A 21,479-nucleotide genomic window follows, 5' to 3' on the forward strand; every position below is an offset into this window, starting at 1 on the left:
CTCTGGTTCAACTCCCAAGTTTTGCAGGTGATGGGCGAGTTGATTGGCGCGATCGTTGAGTTCTCGGTAGGTGATTTGTTCACTTTCAAAGACGACGGCAATGTTGTCTGGGTTGCGTTCTGCTTGTTCTTCAAAAAGCTGATGAACGCATTTATTTTTCGGATAATCTTTTTGAGTTTGGTTAAAGTCAATGAGAAGTTGCAGCCGATCGCGATCGCTCAGTATGTCTACCTGACTGATAGCGACTTCTGGATTTTTGACTGTGCTTTCTAATATCGCCTGAAAGTGTTCTGACAAGCGCTTTATATCTGCCGCAGCAAATAAAGCGGAATCGTAGTGAAATTCAGCGCTTAGGGAATTGCACAGGCGGAGGCAGGAGAGCTTGAGTTTGAATGGCTGTAAGCAGGCATCTTGGCGAACAAGGGAAAATGAAACGTCTGAATTATCATAGTTCTTAGGCTCTGCTTGGAACTCAAAGCAGACGGGCCAAAAGCTGCTGCTTTTTTCGTTTTCTAAGCTTTCTTCCCAGCTAAAATATTCTTGCCAGTTGTACATCTCGTTGAGATTAAGCTCAACTTGCTGCCTCACTTGTGAGAAAGTTAACTCGTCTTGCACTGGGCACTGTAGGGGTAAGTATTTGCACAGCAGCCCCAGAGAGTGTTCTAATTCTTCATATTTTCTGCCGTCAATTGCTACGCCCATTATCGGGTTTGGCTCTCTGGTAAGCCGCCAAATGAGAATTTGCCAGCAAGTCAGCAGGAAGGCAGAAATATCGCTTTTGTGTTTTGGGGCGATCGCTTCCAAGCTGTTCAACAAATTACCCCGAATTTCTACCCTTTCTACTAGCGGCTGAAATTCCGCTTCGGAATTCTTATTTTCCCAAGGAAGCGTTAATAAATCCCCAGATTCAATGTTCAGCTTTCGCCAGTATTCTTGGCCGATTGCCGTTTCTTCTGATTCGAGTAACTCATTTTGCCACTCAGCAATATCGGCATATTGCATTGGCTCATCGGCTTGTTCTTCACGGCACGCAAAGGCTGAGTAGGAAAGACTGAGTTCGCGGGTAAAATTTTTCAGGGTGACGCTATCTGCAATTAAGGCAGAGAAGTTCGCCAGCAATAGGTGCTTGTCTTGGGCGAGAGTGGCTAAAGAGATGTGCCAAAGTGAGCCGCGCTCAAAATCAAAAGGAAGCAGACTTAGTTGCTGAAAAAGCGCTGCGATTTTAGCTTCTTGTTCTTCTGGAGACAAACCGCTCAGATTGTATTCCGAGATAGGAACTTCACCAGTGCAGGCGATCGCTTGCAGGGGTAGTGTCATCCCAGGCAAGCAGTGAAAGCTAGTACGCAGAATTTCGTGCCGATTTACGACAGTTTGCAGCGCCTTTTTAAGAATCTCTCGATCGAGGTTTCCTGTAATTAAAATTTCACCTCGAACGCGATAGGTCTGTTGGCGCTTATTTTGCTGTAATTCCCACAGGTGCCGTTGCTGTGGAGAAAGTCTAAACCCTTCGATTGTTTCCTTTTGCATATCTACTGTTCCTTTCATGGGTCTAAATGTCTTGACAGCTAAACGGTTCTGCCATCCCGACAACAACTCGACGCGAACCAGAAAATGGGGTGCGTCCGTGCGCGGCTAGCATATTATCTAGCAGCAAGACATCTCCTTCTTCCCAAAGGAAAACAATTGTTTCTTGCTGATAGCAGCGACGAATTTCGTCTAATATAAAATCTTCAATGGGCGAGCCATCGCCGTAATAAGCATTGCGGGGTAAATCTTCCTGCTTAAAAGAAGTTAAAAGCTCTTTGCGAACGACGGGTTCGAGATTGGAAATGTGGAATAGGTGAGCTTGATTAAACCACACCATTTCCTGCGTTTTTGGGTGCTGAGCGACAGCTTGACATATTTGGCGAGTTCTCAAGCGATCGTCATTTTTCCATTCTAACTCAATTCCCGCTTTTTGGCAATACTCTTCTACCTCAATTTTGCTATCAGTATTGAAGACATTTTGCCAGGGTAAATCTACGCCACCGCCGTAATTTCGCACATACATAACCTTTTTTTGGGCAAACTTTTCTCTAATCTTTGAATCCAGGCTTTCAAACACTTTGCGGCTGTTAGCAATCGGAGTTTCTCCTCCCTGTTCGGCTTTCTTGACGCAGAAAAAAGCGATTTTCAGCGGCCAATTTCGAGAATAAGCCATTTCATTGTGCAGTGGGATGAATTGCTCGGCAGGATACTCGGTGGAAGTGTAGATATTTCCGCTCACTTGGCTACGGGGAGTTGAGCGAAAAGAATATTCCAACAAGTCGCCAGCAAGATTTTGAATAAACTGCTCGAAACCATTCACCCCGCCGACTTCAAACCCTCGAAAAAGTATTCCTCCGTGCTTGCATAACTGCGTTTCAATTGATGAGCGATTGTTCGCAGCCCAACCCGCGAGATTTAATTTTTCTACTGTGGGCTGAACAACTAGAGGTAGAAAGTTTTCGGGCTGGAGGTAGGCGGTTTTGACTAATTCCTCTGAGGAGAGGCTGACGGCTTTTCGCCTAACTGATCCTAACTTTTGGGAATTGAGATTTTTTGTTTCTGTATTTGTCATAATTTTGGCAAATTGGGTGAAAATTTTATCCTTTTTTTTCAAGAAAACATGAAATATAGATCCATCACTTCACACTTTTCATAACTTGGCGTTTAGCCATTTTTAATTTTTGAAGTCCCGAAAGATTAATTTGTTTTTCCTGCTCGATTTTGTGCTGCCTTTCTGCTTCGGCAATAATTTCTGCCAAGTCGTCGATCCTGATATCTGGCTGGGCAACCACTTGGTTGAGAAGAGTTTCCCAACCTCTCACGATTCGGGCAATAGTCGCAGCCTCAAATAAGTCGGTTTTGTAATCAAATAAGCCTTGGATTCCTTCTGAAGCCTCCCAGAGAGTGAGGCTTAAGTCGTGTCTCGACATACCGACATCGAATTCCAGAATGCTCAAGGTCAAACCTGCTAACTCCAGGGGTGGCATGGGTGCATTCTGGAGTACAAACCACACTTGAAACAGCGGGTTATAGCTAAGATTTCGCTCTGTCTGCAATTCCACGACGAGCTTTTCAAAAGGGACATCGGGGTGAGCGTAAGCTGCTAACGCTACCTCGCGCGTTCGACCGAGTAGTTCGCGGAAAGTTGGATTACCTGCCGTGTCAATTCGCAGCACTAAAGTATTGACAAAAAATCCAATTATTTCCTCTAATTCGAGGAGGTTGCGGTTGGCAATAGGAGAGCCAATAGCAAGGTTATCCTGCTTTATTTGGCAGTATAGCAAGGATTGAAATGCTGCCAACAAGGTCATAAATAGGGTGACATCTTGTTGCTGAGCGAGCGCTTTCAGCCTTTCAGTTAAAGAAGCAGAAATAACAAAAGATTGCTGCGACCCTCGGAAAGTTTGCACGGGAGAGCGCTGCTTATCTGTTGACAGCACAGCTAAAGTGCCTCCCAATTGCTGTTTCCAATAAGCGAGCTGTTTTTCTAATTTCTCTCCCTGGAAATGCTGCCGCTGCCAACTGGCGAAGTCGGCATACTGTAGGGGAAGTTCAGGCAGCGGAGAGGGTTTGTCAGTGGAAAAAGCTTCATAAAGTGCGGCCACTTCTCGCACCAATACCCCCATAGACCAACCATCAGAAATAATGTGGTGTATCGTCAGCAGCAACACATATTCTGCCGGACTAAGTTGCAGGAGAGTGCCCCGCAGTAAGGGCGATCGCGTTAAGTCAAAGGGGCGTTGGGCTTCTTCAAGAGTACGCTGCTCAATTTCAGCTTGCTGCTCAGTTTCTGGTAAATGTTGCAAGTTTACCACCGACAAAGCGAAATCCAAAGAAGGAGAAATCAGTTGAACAGGTTGCCCGTCCACTTCTGCAATAGCAGTTCGTAAAACTTCGTGACGCCGGACAATTTCATTGAGTGTTTGTTGCAGTGCCGACAAATTCAATTGCCCTTGCAAACGCACAGCAGCAGGAAGGTTGTAGGCAGGGTTTTCGGGAGACAATCGATCGAGAAACCACAGCCGTTGCTGGGCAAAAGAAAGGGGAGCCGAATTTTGCTGCGATCGCCTGGGAATACGCTTAGATTGCTCAGCCTGTACTGCCTCTTTGCCCAATGCTTTGAGGAGGAGCGCTCGCTTCTGGGGCGAGAGGTTTTTCAGTCGTTCTGAACGATTAGTAGACATCATAATTCACCTCTTCGCAGTGGTCGCTGTTTGTGATAGTTAAGGAAAGCTTGGCTGCTATGTTTAGCTGGTCGTTTAAAACAACGTTGATATCTGCTTCAGTGGTGAGGGGGTTGGCAAGGACGACTCGAAAAGCAACAATGGGAATGGTTTTGCCATAACAGGTGTTTTGCACGGTTGTTCGCGATACGAAGGTTTGACCAGCTCGCCGCTGGACTTCCTGAAGGTGCTCGTTAAATTGATTAATGAAGTGGTTGTCTGCTTCGGCTAGTTGTTTTTTGGCTGCTTGTTCCCTGAATGTTTCTGGAATGTAGCGGTATAAAAGAATATTAATTTCTGGTTCTAGCAGCAATTCAAATGCTGGATTTTCCCGAATTAAATTAGCCAAGTGCTGCGTTTTATAGATGCCTGAATCTATCAAAAACTCATAGCCTTGATGGCCGATGATATTCAACGCTGCTTGCAAGAACAAACTCGCACCTGGTCGAGAGCCTTCGAGAGAGCGCTTGCCTAGATCGATGGAGTCTTTTCGCACCGTGTAGGGCGCGTGTTTTTCTATAACTTTGGCGCTTTGGGGATTGCGGAATAAAACCATACCGATTCCCATTGGCAAATACATTTGTTTGTGTCCATCTATGGTGACGGAATCTGCTAGTTCAATGCCTGCGAATTTGTGCCGGTGACGTTCGGAAAAAAGCACGGGGCCGCCCCAAGCGGCATCGACGTGAAAGTGAGCGTTTGCTTCTTGCGCGATCGCCGCTATTTCTGGAAGCGGATCGATACTTCCCGAATCGGTGCTGCCTGCAACACCGATAATTGCCAGAATGTGCAGATTGCGATCGCGACATTCGGCTACAGTTTGGCGCAGCGCTGCCAAATCCATGCGGTGATTGGAATCGGTGGGGACTTTTAGGAGATTGCGATCGCCAATGCCTAATAAACCGGCCGCCTTTTCAAAAGAATAGTGCATCAAACTCGAGCCAATTATCACCATTCCCTTGTAGCCGTAAAACTCTAAAGCTGCGTACAACCCTTCTTTTTCAATGCCACTAAAGTTATTTTTTGGCCCTAAAGAAGCGTTGCGAGCGCACCACATGGCTGTAATATTAGCCAGGGTGCCGCCCGTTACCATGATGCCGAGCGTGCTATCATTTTTTTGAATGTGCTGGTTATAAAAATCCTCAGAAAAATCGTAAATTAATCGGTGCATCATTGCCAAAGTCTGGCGCTCGCAGGGGCTTAAAACTTTGGCAGTTTCCATCTTGACTAAATTTTGATTCATCGCGATTAACAACTTCGCGATCGGGCGCACAAAATAGGGAAGCGCGCTCGTCATGTGACCGATATATCGCGGAGAAGAGGTGTGAATGGAATGGGCAACGAGGGTTTGGGCCAAATCATCGATATAATTCCCAACATCTGTAGGAAGGGCGGGAATTTTGTTTTCGCTAAACTGCTGAATAATTAACTCTAAGTCAATATCTGTACTAGCGGTTTTTGCGTACAAAAAGTCTTGAACTAGGGCAGAAATTCGCTCCTCCATTGCTTCTTCTGCCAAAAATGACTTTTCTGAGGCACTGAATAGCTCCATTAACTTTTCTTCAAGTGGGGTAACAGAGGCTTTTAAGGGCTGCATTACATCTTGAGAGTCTTTGGCTTTTACTGTTAGTTTACTCATCCCGAATCAATCCTGTTAAATGGGCTTTTTTTATCTCCTATCCCCTAGCGAAGCATGAAGGGGATAGGGCTTTTTAGGCTTTTTTACAAACGCGATTTTTGCTCAGCCACCATCACAGTTTGTGCTGACTCTCCATCACTCTTTTCTAAGAGATCGAGCAATTTATCTATCTGGTTAGCATCGGCGTTTGCCAGAATTTCTTCCTCGACCAGTTCAGCTAAATTCTGAATGGTGGGAGCGGCAAAAAAATCGCACAGCGGTAACTCTACCCCAAAGGACGATCGCACTCGCGATATTAACTGTGTTGCCATCAGAGAGTGACCGCCGAGGTCAAAAAAGTTTTGGTTAGTTCCTACTTTTTCTAGCCCTAAAAGAGCTGTCCAAATCTCAGCCATTTTTTCCTCTGTGGGCGTTTGTGGCTCAGTGAAGGCTGTTTCATCAGAAACGTAATCGCACCTTTGAGATAAGGCGAGGCGGTCAATTTTTCCGTTGGGCGTTAATGGCAGCGCATCTAATAGCACAAAAGCTGAAGGCACCATGTAATCGGGCAGTTTGTGCTTCAAGAATGAACGCAGTTCGGAAATAAGTTCTGGGTGCTGATTTGTGAACTCTGAGTTAGGAACTAGGTAAGCGACTAGGCGTTGACTGCCCGGTGCGTTTTCCTGAAGCAAAACAGCAGCGGTAGACACAGAAGAATGTTGAGAAAGTGCTGCCTCTATTTCTCCTAGCTCGATGCGGAAACCGCGAATTTTTACTTGGGAATCGCCACGGCCCAGAAATTCTATATTACCATCCGGCAGGTAACAACCGATATCGCCTGTTTTGAACAAAACTTTTTGATGAGAATTACCGACAAAATCAAATTTTTCTGGTCCAAACGGGTTAGAAATGAATTTTTCCGAGGTTAAGTCGGGGCGGTTTAAGTAGCCCTTTGCCAATCCATCGCCCCCGACGTAAATCTCGCCGGGAATTCCTATCGGAACGGGTTGAAAATTGCGATCGAGCAGATAAATTTGCGTGTTGGCGATCGGGCGACCGATAGGAACTTTTTCGACACAGTGAGTTGCATCGTACCACGTCACGTCCGCAGCTACTTCCGAAGAGCCATAAAGATTGATTAATACCCGCTGGGGCATCTGCTCTCGAAATTGCTGGCAAAGTTCCACCGGCAGAGTTTCTCCGCTGCAAATCCAATACTTTAATTGAGGCAAACGCCTGTCTAAATCAGGGAAGGAATCTAAGATAGCGCGCAACAAAGAAGGAACCAGCACCAGTCGGGTTACATTTTGCTTTGATAAGGTTTGAAGGAATTGGTTAATATCTTTGACGGATCGATCGGGAATAATTACAGTGGGCAACCCATGCAGCAAAGGAGCAAAGATTTCCCAAACCGAATCGACAAAATTTAAGGACGTTTTTTGACAGCAAATATCTTCTTCAATAAAAGGGTAGGGGTTCCAAAAACAGCGATTGACTGTGCCTCGGTGGGTGCCGAGTACGCCTTTGGGAGTGCCTATCGAGCCGGAAGTGTAGAGGACGTAAGCGAGGTTTTCAGCTTCCACTTTAACAGCGGGGTTGCGATCGCTCTCGCGGCAAATTTCCTGCCATTCGGCGTCGATACAGACGACTTTAGCGCTGTGTTCGGGGAGGGTTTCTAGGAGGTTTTTTTGAGTCAAAAGCACCGGAACTTTTGCGTCGGCCAGCATGAAGGAGCGGCGTTCTTGGGGATAAGCAGGATCGAGAGGAACGTAAGCGGCACCGACTTTTAAAATGCCCAAAATCGCCACCAGCATCGACAGCGATCGCTCTAAGCAAATTCCCACCAAAACTTCGGGTTTTACACCTAAAGATTGCAGGTAATGCGCGATTTGGTTGGCTTTGGCATTCAATTCGCGGTAAGTCAATCGTTCATTTTCGCAAATTGCAGCCACTGCATCTGGGGTTCGCTCTGTTTGCGCTGCAAATAATTCGTGAATTGAGGCATTTTTGGGGTAATCCGCTTGGGTGTCGTTCCACTGGACAAGCAATTGCTGGCCTTCGGCGGCGCTCAATAGGGGCAATTCTGACAGTTTCCGCTCAGGATTGGCAGTCATTCCCTCCAGTAAATTTTGCAGGTGTCCGAGCATCCGTGCGATCGCACTGTCCTCAAAGCAGCTACGATCGAAAATAATTTTCAGCGTCAATTCCGCACCCGGCATCGCCATCACCGTTAGAGGATAATTCGTTGTTTCCCTCGAGCGAATATTCTCTACTTTTAAGTTTTGAATCTTCTCCTGCAAAGAAGCATCCGAAGGATAATTTTCAAAAACGACCAAACTCTCAAATAGAGGCAAACTCCGAGGAACTTCGCTCCACCCCTGCACCTCAACGAGGGGGCTGTACTCATACTGCCGCGCCTCCACTTGTTGCGTTTGGAGTTCTTTCAAGCAGGATAAAATAAAATCCTGTGGGTCAATTTTTACGCGCACTGGCAGAGGATTTACGAACAGCCCCACTACCGATTCAGCACCCATTAACTCTGGCGGTCGCCCGGATACAACCGTACCAAAAACCACATCTTCCTCGCCGCTGTATCGGCTCAAAAGTAGCGCCCAAGCTGCCTGTACGAGGGTATTTAATGTTAGCTGATGCTGCCGCGCGGCAGATTGCAGTGCGGCGGTGGATGTTGCAGAAAATATCACCTGCTGTTCGCCACTACTTTCTAAACGGTTTCCCGCGACAATATTGCCCCGGGCGATCGCAGTTGGAGCTGCAAAACCTTTGAGAGTTTGCCGCCAAAATGACTCAGCCGCAGATAAATCTTGCTGGTGCAGCCACGCGATGTAATCCCGATAAGGGCGAGGGCGTTGGAGGTGCAATTCCTCGCCCTGGGAGAATGCTTGATAAAATGCAAAAACTTCCTCAAGAACGATCGCCAGCGACCACCCATCTAAAACTAAGTGGTGGTGGCTCAAAATAAACTGAAAAGTATCTGTTTCTAACTGCGCCAGTGCAATGCGAATTAAGGGAGCTGATGTCAAGTCAAAGCCCTGCTCTCGATCGGCTTTTAGGAACGTTTCTAGCTGCTGTTGTTGTGCGGAGGCCGAGAGCGATCGCCAGTCCATCTGCTGCCAAGATAATACAGCCTGCTTACGCACCGCTTGCACGGGTTCTTTCAATTTTTTCCACACGAAACAAGTCCGCAAAATGGGATGCCTGTCTACAACTTTTTGCCAACTCTTTCTAAACGCAGAAACATTGAGATCACCGCGCAAGACGCACAGCAGTTGCCCGAAATATACGCCCGATTCTGCTGGCTGGTAAAGGGAATGAAAGAGAATGCCCTGCTGCGCTGGGGAGAGGGGATAAAAATCTTCGATATTGCCTTTGATCATATTAAAGCTCTCCCAAAATTGCGGTAATGTTGTCTAAATCGTCCTGGCTCCACTGGCTCCACTTAAACTCTGCAAAGTCAGAAGGAGTGCAGCCGCCTGCGTCGGGGGACTGACAGTATTGAATTAGCGAGCGCAGCGATTCTATAAAGCCCGTTGCCAAATTTTCAATGCTTTCTCGTCGGTGAATGTTTTCGCTGTACGTCCAATCTAATTGCAGCTTGCTGCTGGCAATAAATCCGTTAATTTCCAGCAGGTAACGCCGATTTCCGCGCGGGCTGCGAATGGGGCCACTAGGCTTGGAGGACAGCATGAATAAAGAAGATTTCGGCAGCACTTGGTCAAACTGTCCGAGATAGTTAAAGCTTACCTCAGCTTGCGGCAATTTGTGCAAGTTTTTAGCAATTTCTGGCTTTAAATATCGTTGGACACCGCAGCCAACACCGCGATTTGGCACGGCGCGTAACTGCTCTTTCACTGATTTGATGGCAGCCCCTAGATCGGAAGGTTTTTCTAAATTTAACAGGACGGGGAAAACTGCTGTGAACCAGCCGATTGTGCGCGACAAATCTACTCCTTCAAATAGATCTTCGCGCCCGTGACCTTCTAAGTCCAGTAAAAGTGAGTTATTGCCTGTCCAGCGTTCAAATGCCTGACCTAAAGCAGTTAGCAATACATCATTAATTTGAGTGCGATAAGCGGCAGGTACTTCTTGCAGGAGCAGTTTTGTTTCTTCAACACTCAAAGCAACGGATACTGTCTTTTCAGATGCAACTAAATTGGCTGCGTTTGGGAAATCCACCGGCAAGCGAGAAGTTGGTTGGTGAGAAAGGGCGAACCAGTAATCGAACTCTCCCTGCAATTCGGGTGATCGCACCCAATCATGCAAGCGTTCTGCCCACTGCTTAAATGAGGTTGTTTTGGGCGGTAGCGCGACTGTTTCGTCGCGGCTAATTTGCTCATAAGCTGTCTGGAAATCTTCAATTAAAATTCGCCACGAAACCCCATCAACTGCTAAGTGATGAATAACCAATAACAAGCGATTTGGCTGATGTTTGCCCAAGTCAAATAGGGCAGCGCGAAGTAATGGCCCCTCTGACAAATTCAAACTGCCTTGCAACTGAGTGGCGGCGGTTTGGAAAGCGGCTTCTCGCTCCTTTGGAAGTAGCGACGACAAATCAATGCAGGTAAATGGAGCAACTTCGTCGGGATTGGCGAGATACTGCTGCCAGCCAGACTCTCCTCGTGCAAAACGCAGACGCAGTGCGTCGTGGTGCTTCAGCAATTCTTGCAAAACTGACTCAATTAATGCAGGTTCGAGAGGTTGCTGCAACTCTAAAAGCACCGCCTGATTCCAGTGGTGTGGATCGGAGAGATTTTGCTCGAAAAACCAGTGCTGAATCGGTGTCAGAGGAACTTCGCCAATGATTAATCCCTGTTCCGATTGTTGGGTCCCAGCTATATCGGTGACGGCTGCTAACTGTGCAATGGTTTGGTGTTGAAACAGTTGTTTTGGAGTGAGCCGCAACCCGGCTTGATTGGCTTTAGAAATGACTTGAATGCTGAGGATAGAATCGCCGCCCAATTCAAAGAAATTGTCGTCAATTCCCACTTGTTCTAACCCCAATACTTGCGCCCAAATTTCTGCCAGGATTTTCTCAATAGCCGTGCTTGGCGCGGCTAATGCCTCTTCGAGTTCAGGGCGATCGCGATCCGGTGCGGGAAGCGCCTTGCGATCGACTTTGCCGTTGGGAGTTAGAGGCAGCGATTCCAGCATCACGAAGGCAGCAGGCACCATGTATTCGGGCAGCTTTTGTTGCAGGTAGCCGCGCAGGTTGCTGATGCTGGGAAGTTTGTCTTGGTTAAGCACTAAATAAGCGACTAAACGCTTGTTGCCCGAACCGTCATCGCGGGCGATCGCAGCAGCATCCCGCACGGCGCAGTGCTGTCTCAGGGTTTCCTCAATTTCTCCCAATTCGATGCGATAGCCCCGCATTTTCACTTGGCTATCAATTCGCCCCAGATATTCGATATTTCCATCTGGCAAATAACGCGCCCTGTCGCCAGTTTTGTAAAGGCGCGCGTCGGGTGAGTTGCTAAAAGGATTTGGAATAAATTTCTGGGCCGTTAATTCGGGGCGATTCAGATAGCCTCTGGCCAATCCTGCGCCACCGATATGCAGTTCCCCTGGCACTCCAATTGGCAAAGGTTGCAAATAGCGATCTAAGATGTAAAGCTGCGTGTTGGCTATGGGGCGACCGATGGGGACAATTCCAGGATAGCGCTGGCGCGTACAAGCCCAAAAACTTACGTCTACAGCCGCTTCAGTGGGGCCATAAAGATTGTGCAATTCAGCATTCAAACGGTTAAAAAAGCGCTCCTGAAGTTCAAAGGATAGCGCTTCGCCACTGGTGATGACACGCTTGAGGCAGTGACAAAAATCGAGTCCAGGTTCTTCGAGGAACAGTTGCAGCATTGAGGGAACGAAATGGAGTGTGGTAATTTGCTGCCCAGGAATGAGTTCCACTAAATAAAAACCATCGCGATGGCCTTCTGGTCGAGCTATGATTAGACGCGCTCCTGTCAGCAACGGCCAGAATAATTCCCATACTGATACGTCGAAGCTAAACGGTGTTTTCTGCAAAACACGATCGCTTGCAGTTAATTCGTAGGCATCCTGCATCCACAACAAGCGATTGCAAATGCCTTTGTGAGTATTAGCAGCTCCCTTTGGCTTTCCAGTCGAGCCTGACGTATAGATGACGTAAGCTAGGTTTTCAGCAGTAACTGCGACGGTGATATTTTCTTCCTTTTGTCGAGCGATAGCTTGCCAATCGGCATCCAGACAAATCGCGCTCGTGCCCACTTCGGGCAGCTTTTCTACCAGATGCTTTTGTGTCAGCAGCACAGGCGTTTGAGCGTCTTTTAACATGAAAACCAATCGCTCTGGTGGATAGCCTGGATCGAGCGGAACGTAAGCGCCGCCTGCTTTGAGAATACCGAGAATGCCGATCGCCATCTCAAGCGATCGCTCGACACAAATCCCCACCAAAACTTCTGGTTTTACACCGAGTTTTTGCAGGTAGTGCGCGACTTGATTCGCTCGTTTATTCAGTTCGCCGTAGGTGAGTTTTTGGTCTTCAAATACGACTGCAATGGCATCGGGATTTCGAGCTACCTGCGCTTCAAATAATTTATGAATGCAGCGATCGCTCGGATAATCGGCGCGGGTGTCATTCCACTCTACCAACAACTGATGCCGCTCTTTTTCGCCCAGCAACGGCAACTCTTCAATCCGCCGCTCTGGGTTGGCAGCTATGCCCTGCAGCAAGGTGAGAAAATGCCCCGCCATCCGCCTAATAGTGACCGCATCAAATAAATCCGTACTGTATTCAAACTGACCGCTAATTTCTTCCTGCTTTTCTTCTAAATACAGCGTTAAGTCAACTTTTGCTGTCTGATTCTCAACATCTAAAAGAGTGAGATTGAGTCCGGCTATTGATTCCGCAGCAACAGGTGGAGTTTGCAAAACAAAAGCAACTTGGAACAGTGGATTGTAGCTCAAATTTCTATCGGGTTGCAACTCTTCAACCAGTTTCTCAAACGGCAAATCCTGGTGAGCGTAAGCTTCTAAACTCACCTCCCGAATGCGAGCGAGCAACTGCCGAAAAGTGGGAGTACCTGACAAATCAGTTCGCAATACTAAACTATTGACAAAAAACCCGATTAGCCCTTGAATTTCCGCCCGGTTGCGGTTGGCGATGGGAGAGCCAACGGGGATATCTGCCTGTCCTGTATAGCGATAGAGCAACGTTTTAAAGGCTGCTAGCAGTGTCATAAACAGGGTGGCATTTTCCTGGCGGCTGAGCTTTTTGAGGGCTGACCTTAGCGTTCTGGGGATGAGGAATGATTCTTTCGCGCCCCGATAGGTTTGCACCGGGGGACGGGGGCGATCGGCTGGCAATTCCAGCAAGGGGGGAGCGCCACTGAGCTGCTTTTTCCAGTAGTTAAGTTGAGTTTGCAAGCGATCGCCCGCAAGCCATTCCCGCTGCCAAATAGCAAAATCGGCGTACTGTATGGAAAGTTCGGGAAGTGGGGATGGTTTGCCAATCGCAAACGCTTCGTAAAGTGCTGCTAATTCTTGCAGAAAGACTCCGATTGACCAGCCATCAAAAATAATGTGGTGTAGCGTCAGCAGCAAGACAGATTCCTCAGCATCTAACTGTAGCAAACTAGCTCGCAACAGCGGCCCTTTGGTTAAATCAAAAGGTTTGCTAGCTTCTTCTGCAGCCAGTTGTTTTACTTTTTCTTCTCGCTCAGTTTCCGCCAATTGTTGCAGGTCTAAAACTTGCAGCCCGAAATTAAAATTCTCACCAACCACCTGCACGGGTTGACCATCTACAGTGGCAAATGTCGTCCGCAAAGCTTCGTGACGGCGCACAATTTCCTTGAAACTTAGCTCTAGCACTCCTACATTTAGCCTGCCTTCCAGTAACACAGCCGCCGGAAGGTTGTAAAAAGGGTTTCCCGGTTCAAATTGATCAATAAACCACAGTCTTTGCTGGGCAAAAGACGTGGGAAATGCAAATACTTCTTCTTCTGCAGTATTTGCTGAGTCGTGAGTATCTGTTAGAGGTTTTTCGGAAAAATGCACCGTCATTGGATTAGTAACTGATAATTGGTAATTGGGGTTGCAGCCGATATTTAGGGATTGGTTATGAGTTATGGGCTGCAATCCCATGACTCATCACTGATTTGTGGTTAGCGCAAAGATGACAGTTTCATGCGGTACGCCGATCGCGAAACGGGCGCGATCGCGGGTTCTTCAACGGCCGCATTTTTGTTTTTGGCATCATTAATCTTTTCTGCAAGTACGGCGAGCGATCGTCCTGCAAAAATATCGCACAAAGGCAATTCTATCTGACAAGATTCTCGTACCTTTGCTGCTAATTGAATTGCCAGGAGCGAATTTCCTCCTAGTTCAAAAAAGTTATCGGCAATGCTTAACTGTTCGATGCCGAGAACCTCACAGCAAATTCTCGCTAACATTGCCTCAATAGGGGTGCGTGGCGCGACAAAAATCTTTGCTTCTGGAATTGCGGCATCCGGTTCGGGCAGTGCCTTGCGGTTAACTTTGCCGTTCGCCGAAAGCGGCAGCGCCTCCAGAATTATAAATATAGGTGGCACCATATAATCGGGCAGTTTTTCACTCAGAAATTGGCGCAATTCTTCAACCGCAATAACAGCCTTTTGTTGGGGAACGATATATGCTACTAAGCGCTTTTGACTGTGATTTTCTCCGAATGCGGTGACAATGGATGCTTTGACTGCTGGGTGCTCGTTCAAAGCAGCTTCAATTTCTCCGGCTTCGATGCGGAATCCTCGAATTTTAAGGCGGAAATCTTCTCGCCCTAAAAATTCGATGTTGCCGTCCGGGAGGAAGCGCCCTAAATCTCCCGTTCGGTACAAGCGATCGCCCGTGACGGGGTGCGTGAGGAAGCTGGCGCGAGTTTTTTCTTCATTCCGCCAGTATCCTTTTGTCAGTCCAACTCCGGCACAGCACATCTCGCCGGCAACCCAGACGGGGCAGTCTTCGAGCCTTTCATTCAAAATGTAATAGCGGGTGTTAGCGATCGGCGATCCGTAGGGAATGCTCTTCCAAGAAGGGTCAACAGTTTCTACCGGATACCAAATATTCCAAAGGGTAGTTTCGGTTGGCCCGCCGACACTGACAACGCGGCATCCTTTGACGATCGCCCTTAACCTCTGAGGCAGCGTTACTGGAATCCAATCTCCGCCGAGAAACGCCCAGCGCAAGCAATCGGGCAACACCTCAGAACGTCCGGCAGCGCAATCGAGCAGCATTTCCATCATCGGCGGAACCGAGTTCCAAATGGTGACGCGCTCTTTTACCATCAATTGAGTCCAGTGAGCGGGGTCTAGCCGTTGTGCGGCATCGGGAATGACGATCGCTCCCCCGGCTGCTAGGATGCCGAAGATATCGTAAACCGACATATCGTGGTGCAGTGCGGTGACTGCGATCGCGCGATCGCACTCGGCCACATTAAACACTTGATTGGTCTGAGCGATCGCATTGACTGCACCTCGGTGCGCGATCGCCACGCCTTTCGGCAAGCCAGTTGAGCCGGAAGTATAAATCACATAAGCTAAATCTTCCGGTTGCTGCACCGACTCCAAAGCTTCGCTGCTTTCGGCCACCAATTCCTCAGTATCGAGACAAATTCGCCGCACATTTTCCGGCCATTCCCATCGCTGATTTAACTGAGATTGCGTCAAAACAATCTCAACTTCGCCATTTTCCAGCAAATACCACAGCCGCTCTTTTGGTAGCGCCGCATCTACGGGCAAATAAGCTGCCCCGGATGCGAGAATGCCCAGCACAGCGACGATTTGCTCCCATCCTTTTTCCATAACCACGGCAACCAACTGGTTAGGGCGAGCTCCCAGCTTCCGCAATCGGTGAGCGACTTGATTCGATCTCCGGTATAGTTCCTCATAAGTGAGGGTGCGCGTTGAAGTAATCACGGCGGATTGCTGCGATCGCGAGGCTACTTGCTGAGCAAATAGCTCGTGCAGCAGTGCATCGGGAATGGGTGCTTCGATGCCGTTAGCGACAGCTTGCTGCTGCAACTGCGCCGTTCCCTGCCAAGCTTCCTCCGAGCTTGCGAGGCGCTGCAACAGGCGGCAATAGGCGTCAAACATATCGTCGATTAGCCCTTGGGGGAAGAGTTCTTCCACCGCATCCCAGCTAAAAGACAGCCCCTGGGCGGTTTCGGTAAATTGCGCGTCTATCCAAACTTGCGGCGTTTGACCGATGATGTGAACCAGTTCTCCCAATTCTTGAATGAGAGAGAAGATAGAGGAATCTTCACCAGGCGCGTTTTGCGGATCGATCGTAAACACGACCGGCATCAGCGCGGAGGTGGTGCCTTGCGCTTGGGCGAGTTCTCGCAAAACGCGCACGCCGCTGACGTACTGGTGCTCTAAATCTTGCCAAAGCTGTTCTTGCAATCGCTTAGCCCGTACTTCAAAACACTCTCGCTTCGAGTTATCTACTTCTAGCAAAGTAAACGAGGCAAATTCTCCAATAATCTCCTCAACTTGAGGGTGCAGGGGAAGGCGATTGAAGCGCGGCACGTTGAGGGTAAACCGAGGCGTTTTGCTCCACAGTCCGAGAACCTCGGCATACGCAGCGAGCAATAAACCCGTAGGAGTGAGGCTGGCGCGAGCTGTGCGCGTTTTGAGGCGCTGCCAGGTTTCCAAGTCTAAGCGATCGCTCCAGCGTTTAAATCGCGGCTGCGTTAAGGAATTCGGGTGTTTGGCGAGGGGCAATTCCGGCGCTGGTGGCAGGGTTTTGAGGCGATGGAGCCAGTAATCTAAGGATTGCTGGAAAAGTGGAGAGTTTTCTAAGGCGATCGCAGCTAACACGCAGTCGCGGAAAGACAGTTGCAAGGGCGAGATCGCAATATTGGGTTCGCGGTAAAACTTTACCAAATCGCCAAACAAGATTTGAAAACTCCAGCCGTCTATGCACAAGGCGTCAATGCTGATGTGGAGCCGGGTGCGGCGCCCCTTAATTTTGGAAGCGCAAATCTCGAACAGCGGCCAGCGATCGAGCGGCAGCACTTGGTGAGAAAGGCGATCGCGGATTGCTTCGAGTTGTTCGCCGGCAACCTCTGGAGCGAGCGATCGCAAATCCAAAACCTCAATTTTATAAGCGGGCACGTTTTCCAGAATTTGTTGCTGTCCGTTCGGCAGTACGATCGCCCGCAGCATATCGTGACGCTCTACAACTCGCTGCCACGCGAGGCTAAACCGCTCTAAATCTAACTCGTCGCTCTCAATTTCTACATAGCCGTGAATGGCAACATTCCCCATTTCAAAGAAGCTATTTCTCCCGATCCAGTACGCCTGCTGCATTTCATTGAGCGGAAATGGCTTGTAGCGATTTTGAGGATCGGGGGCGATCGCGGGCAGTGAAATCAGGGGTTCGCGCGACTGCTGGCTCTTAGCTTGTGCGATCGCCAGTGTCAGACTGGCGACTGTGGGGGATTGAAACAGACAGCGCAGCGATAGCTCGACTTGAAAGCGATCGCGCACCTTGGCAATCAGTTGAGTTGCCAGCAAAGAGTGACCTCCCAACTCAAAGAAATTGTCATTGATTCCCACCTGTTTTAAACCCAGAACCTCAGCCCAAATATCAGCTAATACTTGTTCTTCTAAAGTCTCAGGAGCGATAAAATCTGCCTCTGAACTGTTGGTTTCCAGCGCCGGAAAAGCTTTGAAATCTACCTTGCCGTTTGGCGTTAATGGCATCGCTTCTAAAAACATGAAACTGGCAGGCACCATATAATCTGGCAGTTGTTCCCGGAGAAAAGAACGCAGATTTTTAATCAGTGCAGAGTTCCCAATGCTGAGTGCTGAGTTTAAAACGAGGTAAGCGATTAAGCGCTTGCCGCCTGAATCTTCCTCGCGCGCGAGAATGACTGCTTCTTGCACGTCTGGATGTTGGCTGAGTGCGGATTCGATTTCTCCTAACTCAATGCGGAAACCGCGAATTTTCACTTGGCGATCGATGCGATCGAGAAATTCTAAATTCCCGTCGGGGAGATAGCGGACTAAATCGCCTGTTTTGTAAAGGTGATCGCTTTGGACTTTGCTAAAAAGATCGGGAATAAATTTTTCTCGATTCAGATCCGAACGGTTGATATATCCTCTGGCAACCCCCGCACCTCCTATATAAAGTTCGCCGGGAACTCCGATCGGAACGGGTTGCAAATTAGCATCAAGTACATAGGTGCGGGCATTTGGAATTGGACGACCAATCGGCAAGGTTTTTGCGGAGTTTTTAACCGCAGAGGGCGCAGAGGGCGCAGAGGGGAGAGAAGAGGAGGAGGAAGAGGGGAGAGAGTCGCACCACGTGGCGACAATGGTTGTTTCTGTGGGGCCGTAAGTATTGACAAGTCGTACTTTTTCTGAAACGCACTTTTGCCACTGATTCAGGGATGCTGAAAGTGCGGTTTCTCCGCCAATAATTGTCAAGCGCACTGACGGGGGAAATTCTGCTTTTTCGGCGCTGAGTCTGGCAGTTAATTCGCGCCAGTAAGCTGTCGGCAAATCTAAGACGGTGATTTGCCATTCCCGGCATTTTTGCAGGAAGGAAGAAATGCTATCTAACATGGAGTTTCCGCGCAGTACCAAAGTGGCACCTCGCGTTAAACAGGGATAGATTTCTTCAGCGCTGGCGTCGAAGCTGAGGGAAGCGAATTGAAGAACGCGATCGCCTGCTTTAATGCCATATTCGACACTTGCAGCCTGCGTATAATTCGCCAAAGATTGATGCTGCACCATCACTCCCTTTGGCTTGCCGGTAGACCCGGATGTATAGATGATATAAGCGAGGTTTTCTGGCCCAACGGCGCTATCAGGATTTGACTGATTTTCATGAGCGATCGTCTGCCAGTCTGCATCCAAGCAAATCACAGAAATATTATTTTGGGCTGGGGTTTCTGCTTTTAATTCTGCTTGCGTTAGCAATACCCTAACTCCAGCGTCTTCTAACATGAAGGTGAGGCGTTCTTTAGCATAGTTCGGATCGAGGGGTAAATAAGCGCCACCTGCTTTTAATACGCCTAAAATTCCGACTATCGCATCGAGCGATCGCCCCATATACACTCCGACTATCGCATCTGGTTTTACGCCGAAGGAGTGCAAATAATGGGCAAGTTGATTCGCGCGATCGTTCAGTTCTCGGTAGGTCAAACTTTGGCATTCAAATTGCACCGCAACAGCCTCAGGGGTTTTCGCAGCCTGCGCTTCAAATAAGCGGTGAATGCACGCATTTTGAAAATAATTTATTCGAGTATTGTTCCACTCAACTAAAAGTTGCTGGCGCTCGGTTTCTGCAAGCAGCGGTAAATCTGATACACGCGCGGAGGGATTCGCAACTATGCCTTCTAATAAGTTCTGAAAATACCTCGCCATTCGCGCAATTGTGGTCGGTTCAAATAAGTCTACGCTGTATTCAAACCACCCTCTAATACCTGTTGTTGTGGCTTCTAATTCCAAGGTTAAATCGAAATTTGCTGTCCCGCTGTGAATCTGTTGGCAGTTCAGGCTTAAACCTGGTAATTCTAAGGCGAATTCGGAGGCATTTTGAAAGGCAAACATCACCTGAAATAAAGGCGAATGGCTTAAATCTCGATTCGGCTGCAATTCTTCTACGAGCTTTTCAAATGGCAATTCTTGGTGTGCATAAGCGCCTAAAGTTACCTCCCGAATGCGAGCCAGCAACTCTCGAAAAGTGGGATTTCCGGTTAAGTCAGATCGCAAAACTAAAGTATTGACAAAAAATCCAATTAATGATTCGGTTTCGCTGCTGTTGCGGCTGGCAATTGGTGAACCGAGGAGGATATCTTCTTGCCCGGTGTAGCGGTAAAGCAGCGTATTGAATGCTGCCAGCAAAGTCATAAATACAGTGGTTTTTTCGCGACGACTCAATTGCCTAATTGCCTCGGTTAAGTGTTCTGGCAATTCAAATAATTGCCGACCTCCCTTGTAACTTTGAACAGCGGGACGAGAAAAGTCTGTTGGTAAATTTAGAACCGCTGCGCTGCCACTTAACTGCTGCTTCCAGTAAGTAAGTTGAGTTTCTAATATTTCTCCCTGCATTTGTTGGCGCTGCCAAGTTGCAAAGTCTGCATACTGAATTGGCAGCGGTGGAAGCGAGGCTAAATTTTTATTAGAAAATCCTTCATACAATGCCGCTAGTTCCCGTAAAAATACGCCCAAAGACCACCCATCGAAAATGATATGGTGGGCGGACAAAAGCAGAGTATGTTCTGTTTCAGATAGGCGCAGAAGTTTTGCACGCAGCAGATTTGGTTTAGTTAAATCAAAGGGCAAATCGGCTTCTTCCGCAGACAGTTTTTGCGCTTTTTTCTCGCGTTCCCCAGGGGGGCAATGGCTCAAATCTATCAGCGGTAATCGGAAACTTTTCGCCTCAAAAATAACTTGTATCTGTTCTTTTTCCCCACCAGCAAACGCAGTTCTTAAAATCTCGTGCCGCTCGATAATTTTCTCAATACTTTGCCTGAGTGCTTCTGCATTAAGTTTCCCCGTCATCCGAACCGCACCGCAGAGATTGTAGAAGGGGTTTCCCGGTTCCAATTGGTCGAAGAACCACAAGCGCTCTTGGGCAAAAGACAGGGGGATGTTTTGTAGGCGAGAAACGGTTTGAATATACGCCATTTTCGGCGCTTCTGCCAATTTTTCTAAAATTTTTCCTGCCAGTTGAGTAAAGCTTAATTCCTGGAATAAGTCTTCTATTGATAAAGCTATTTTTAGATTTGTTTCGATCTGATTTTTAAATTCAAACACCGCCAATGAATCGAAACCCGAATTACTAAAAGCTTCTGCCGATTGGATTTGGGAAAGGCTGACTTTCAGCACTCTCGCTACCTGCTGTCGCAAATAGGTTTCTAACTGTGCCTGCCGTTCTTCTAACTCTGCTGTCAGCAGAATTTCTCGCGTGAGTCGATCGTCGATTTTTACCGAATCAGCTAACTCTAAAACGCTACTCGCTACTACTTCCAAATTGTCAGCTAGAAAGTCAGCATAGGCGGCGCGACGTTGAATTTTACCGCTAGTCGTTTTCGGAATGCTTCCGGGCTTAATCAGCACTACTCCATAAACTTGCACTTCATATTCTTGAGCAATGCGGGATCGGATGGCGCTGATAATTTCCTCGGCATTATCCGGCGCTTTGCGAGATTGTAATTCTTGCACGATAACGAGCTGTTCTTCGCCTGCGACTTCCACCGAGAATGCCGCGATCGCCCCCTGCCGCAAACTGGGATGGCTGCGCTCTGCTGTTCTTTCTATATCTTGGGGGTAAAGATTGCGACCTCGGATGATAATCAAATCTTTGAGTCGCCCTGTAATAAACAGTTCTCGATCGCGTAAAAAGCCTAAATCTCCAGTTCGCAAAAATGGCCCTTCGCCGGTATCTGAAAGATATGCTTGGAAGGTTTTTTCTGTCTCTTCTGGGCGATTCCAATAGCCTCGCGCAACTGTTTCGCCAGCTACCCAAATTTCTCCGACTTCCTGCAGCTGGCACTGCGTCAGAGATTCGGGATTGACGATCGCAACTTTAGTGCCAAATTCAGGGAAACCGCAGCCGACTAAAGTTCTCGCGCC

Annotated in this window: 7 protein-coding genes; all 7 read right to left on the reverse strand. The window is 48.1% G+C overall.

Annotated features, from left to right (window positions below):
- A partial coding sequence (locus QUA38_RS15955) for a condensation domain-containing protein (protein ID WP_333163310.1) occupies positions 1 to 1,527 on the reverse strand: 1,527 nt, incomplete at its 3' end.
- 22 nt (positions 1,528 to 1,549) lie between these two features.
- The gene (locus QUA38_RS15960) at positions 1,550 to 2,599 is read right to left on the reverse strand and encodes a TauD/TfdA family dioxygenase (protein WP_333163312.1); all 1,050 of its coding nucleotides are present in this window, start codon (positions 2,597 to 2,599) and stop codon (positions 1,550 to 1,552) included.
- Between the two features lie 64 nt (positions 2,600 to 2,663).
- Positions 2,664 to 4,214: a condensation domain-containing protein gene (locus QUA38_RS15965; RefSeq protein WP_333163314.1), complete on the reverse strand. Its 1,551-nt coding sequence runs from the start codon at positions 4,212 to 4,214 to the stop codon at positions 2,664 to 2,666.
- On the reverse strand, positions 4,201 to 5,889 hold the full coding sequence (panP, locus tag QUA38_RS15970; RefSeq protein ID WP_333163316.1) for a pyridoxal-dependent aspartate 1-decarboxylase PanP: 1,689 nt from the start codon (positions 5,887 to 5,889) through the stop codon (positions 4,201 to 4,203). Before panP ends, QUA38_RS15965 begins: the two co-directional genes overlap by 14 nt.
- An 83-nt stretch (positions 5,890 to 5,972) precedes the next feature.
- On the reverse strand, positions 5,973 to 9,263 hold the full coding sequence (locus tag QUA38_RS15975; protein ID WP_333163318.1) for an amino acid adenylation domain-containing protein: 3,291 nt from the start codon (positions 9,261 to 9,263) through the stop codon (positions 5,973 to 5,975).
- Position 9,264: 1 nt separating this feature from the next.
- Positions 9,265 to 13,920: an amino acid adenylation domain-containing protein gene (locus QUA38_RS15980; protein WP_445305063.1), complete on the reverse strand. Its 4,656-nt coding sequence runs from the start codon at positions 13,918 to 13,920 to the stop codon at positions 9,265 to 9,267.
- Positions 13,921 to 14,021: 101 nt separating this feature from the next.
- Positions 14,022 to 21,479 (reverse strand): amino acid adenylation domain-containing protein (locus tag QUA38_RS15985; protein WP_333163322.1); only part of this gene is annotated, 7,458 nt, incomplete at its 5' end.

It is taken from the genome of Microcoleus sp. Pol12B4 (assembly GCF_036701385.1).
Taxonomy (GTDB): Bacteria; Cyanobacteriota; Cyanobacteriia; order Cyanobacteriales; family Microcoleaceae; genus Microcoleus.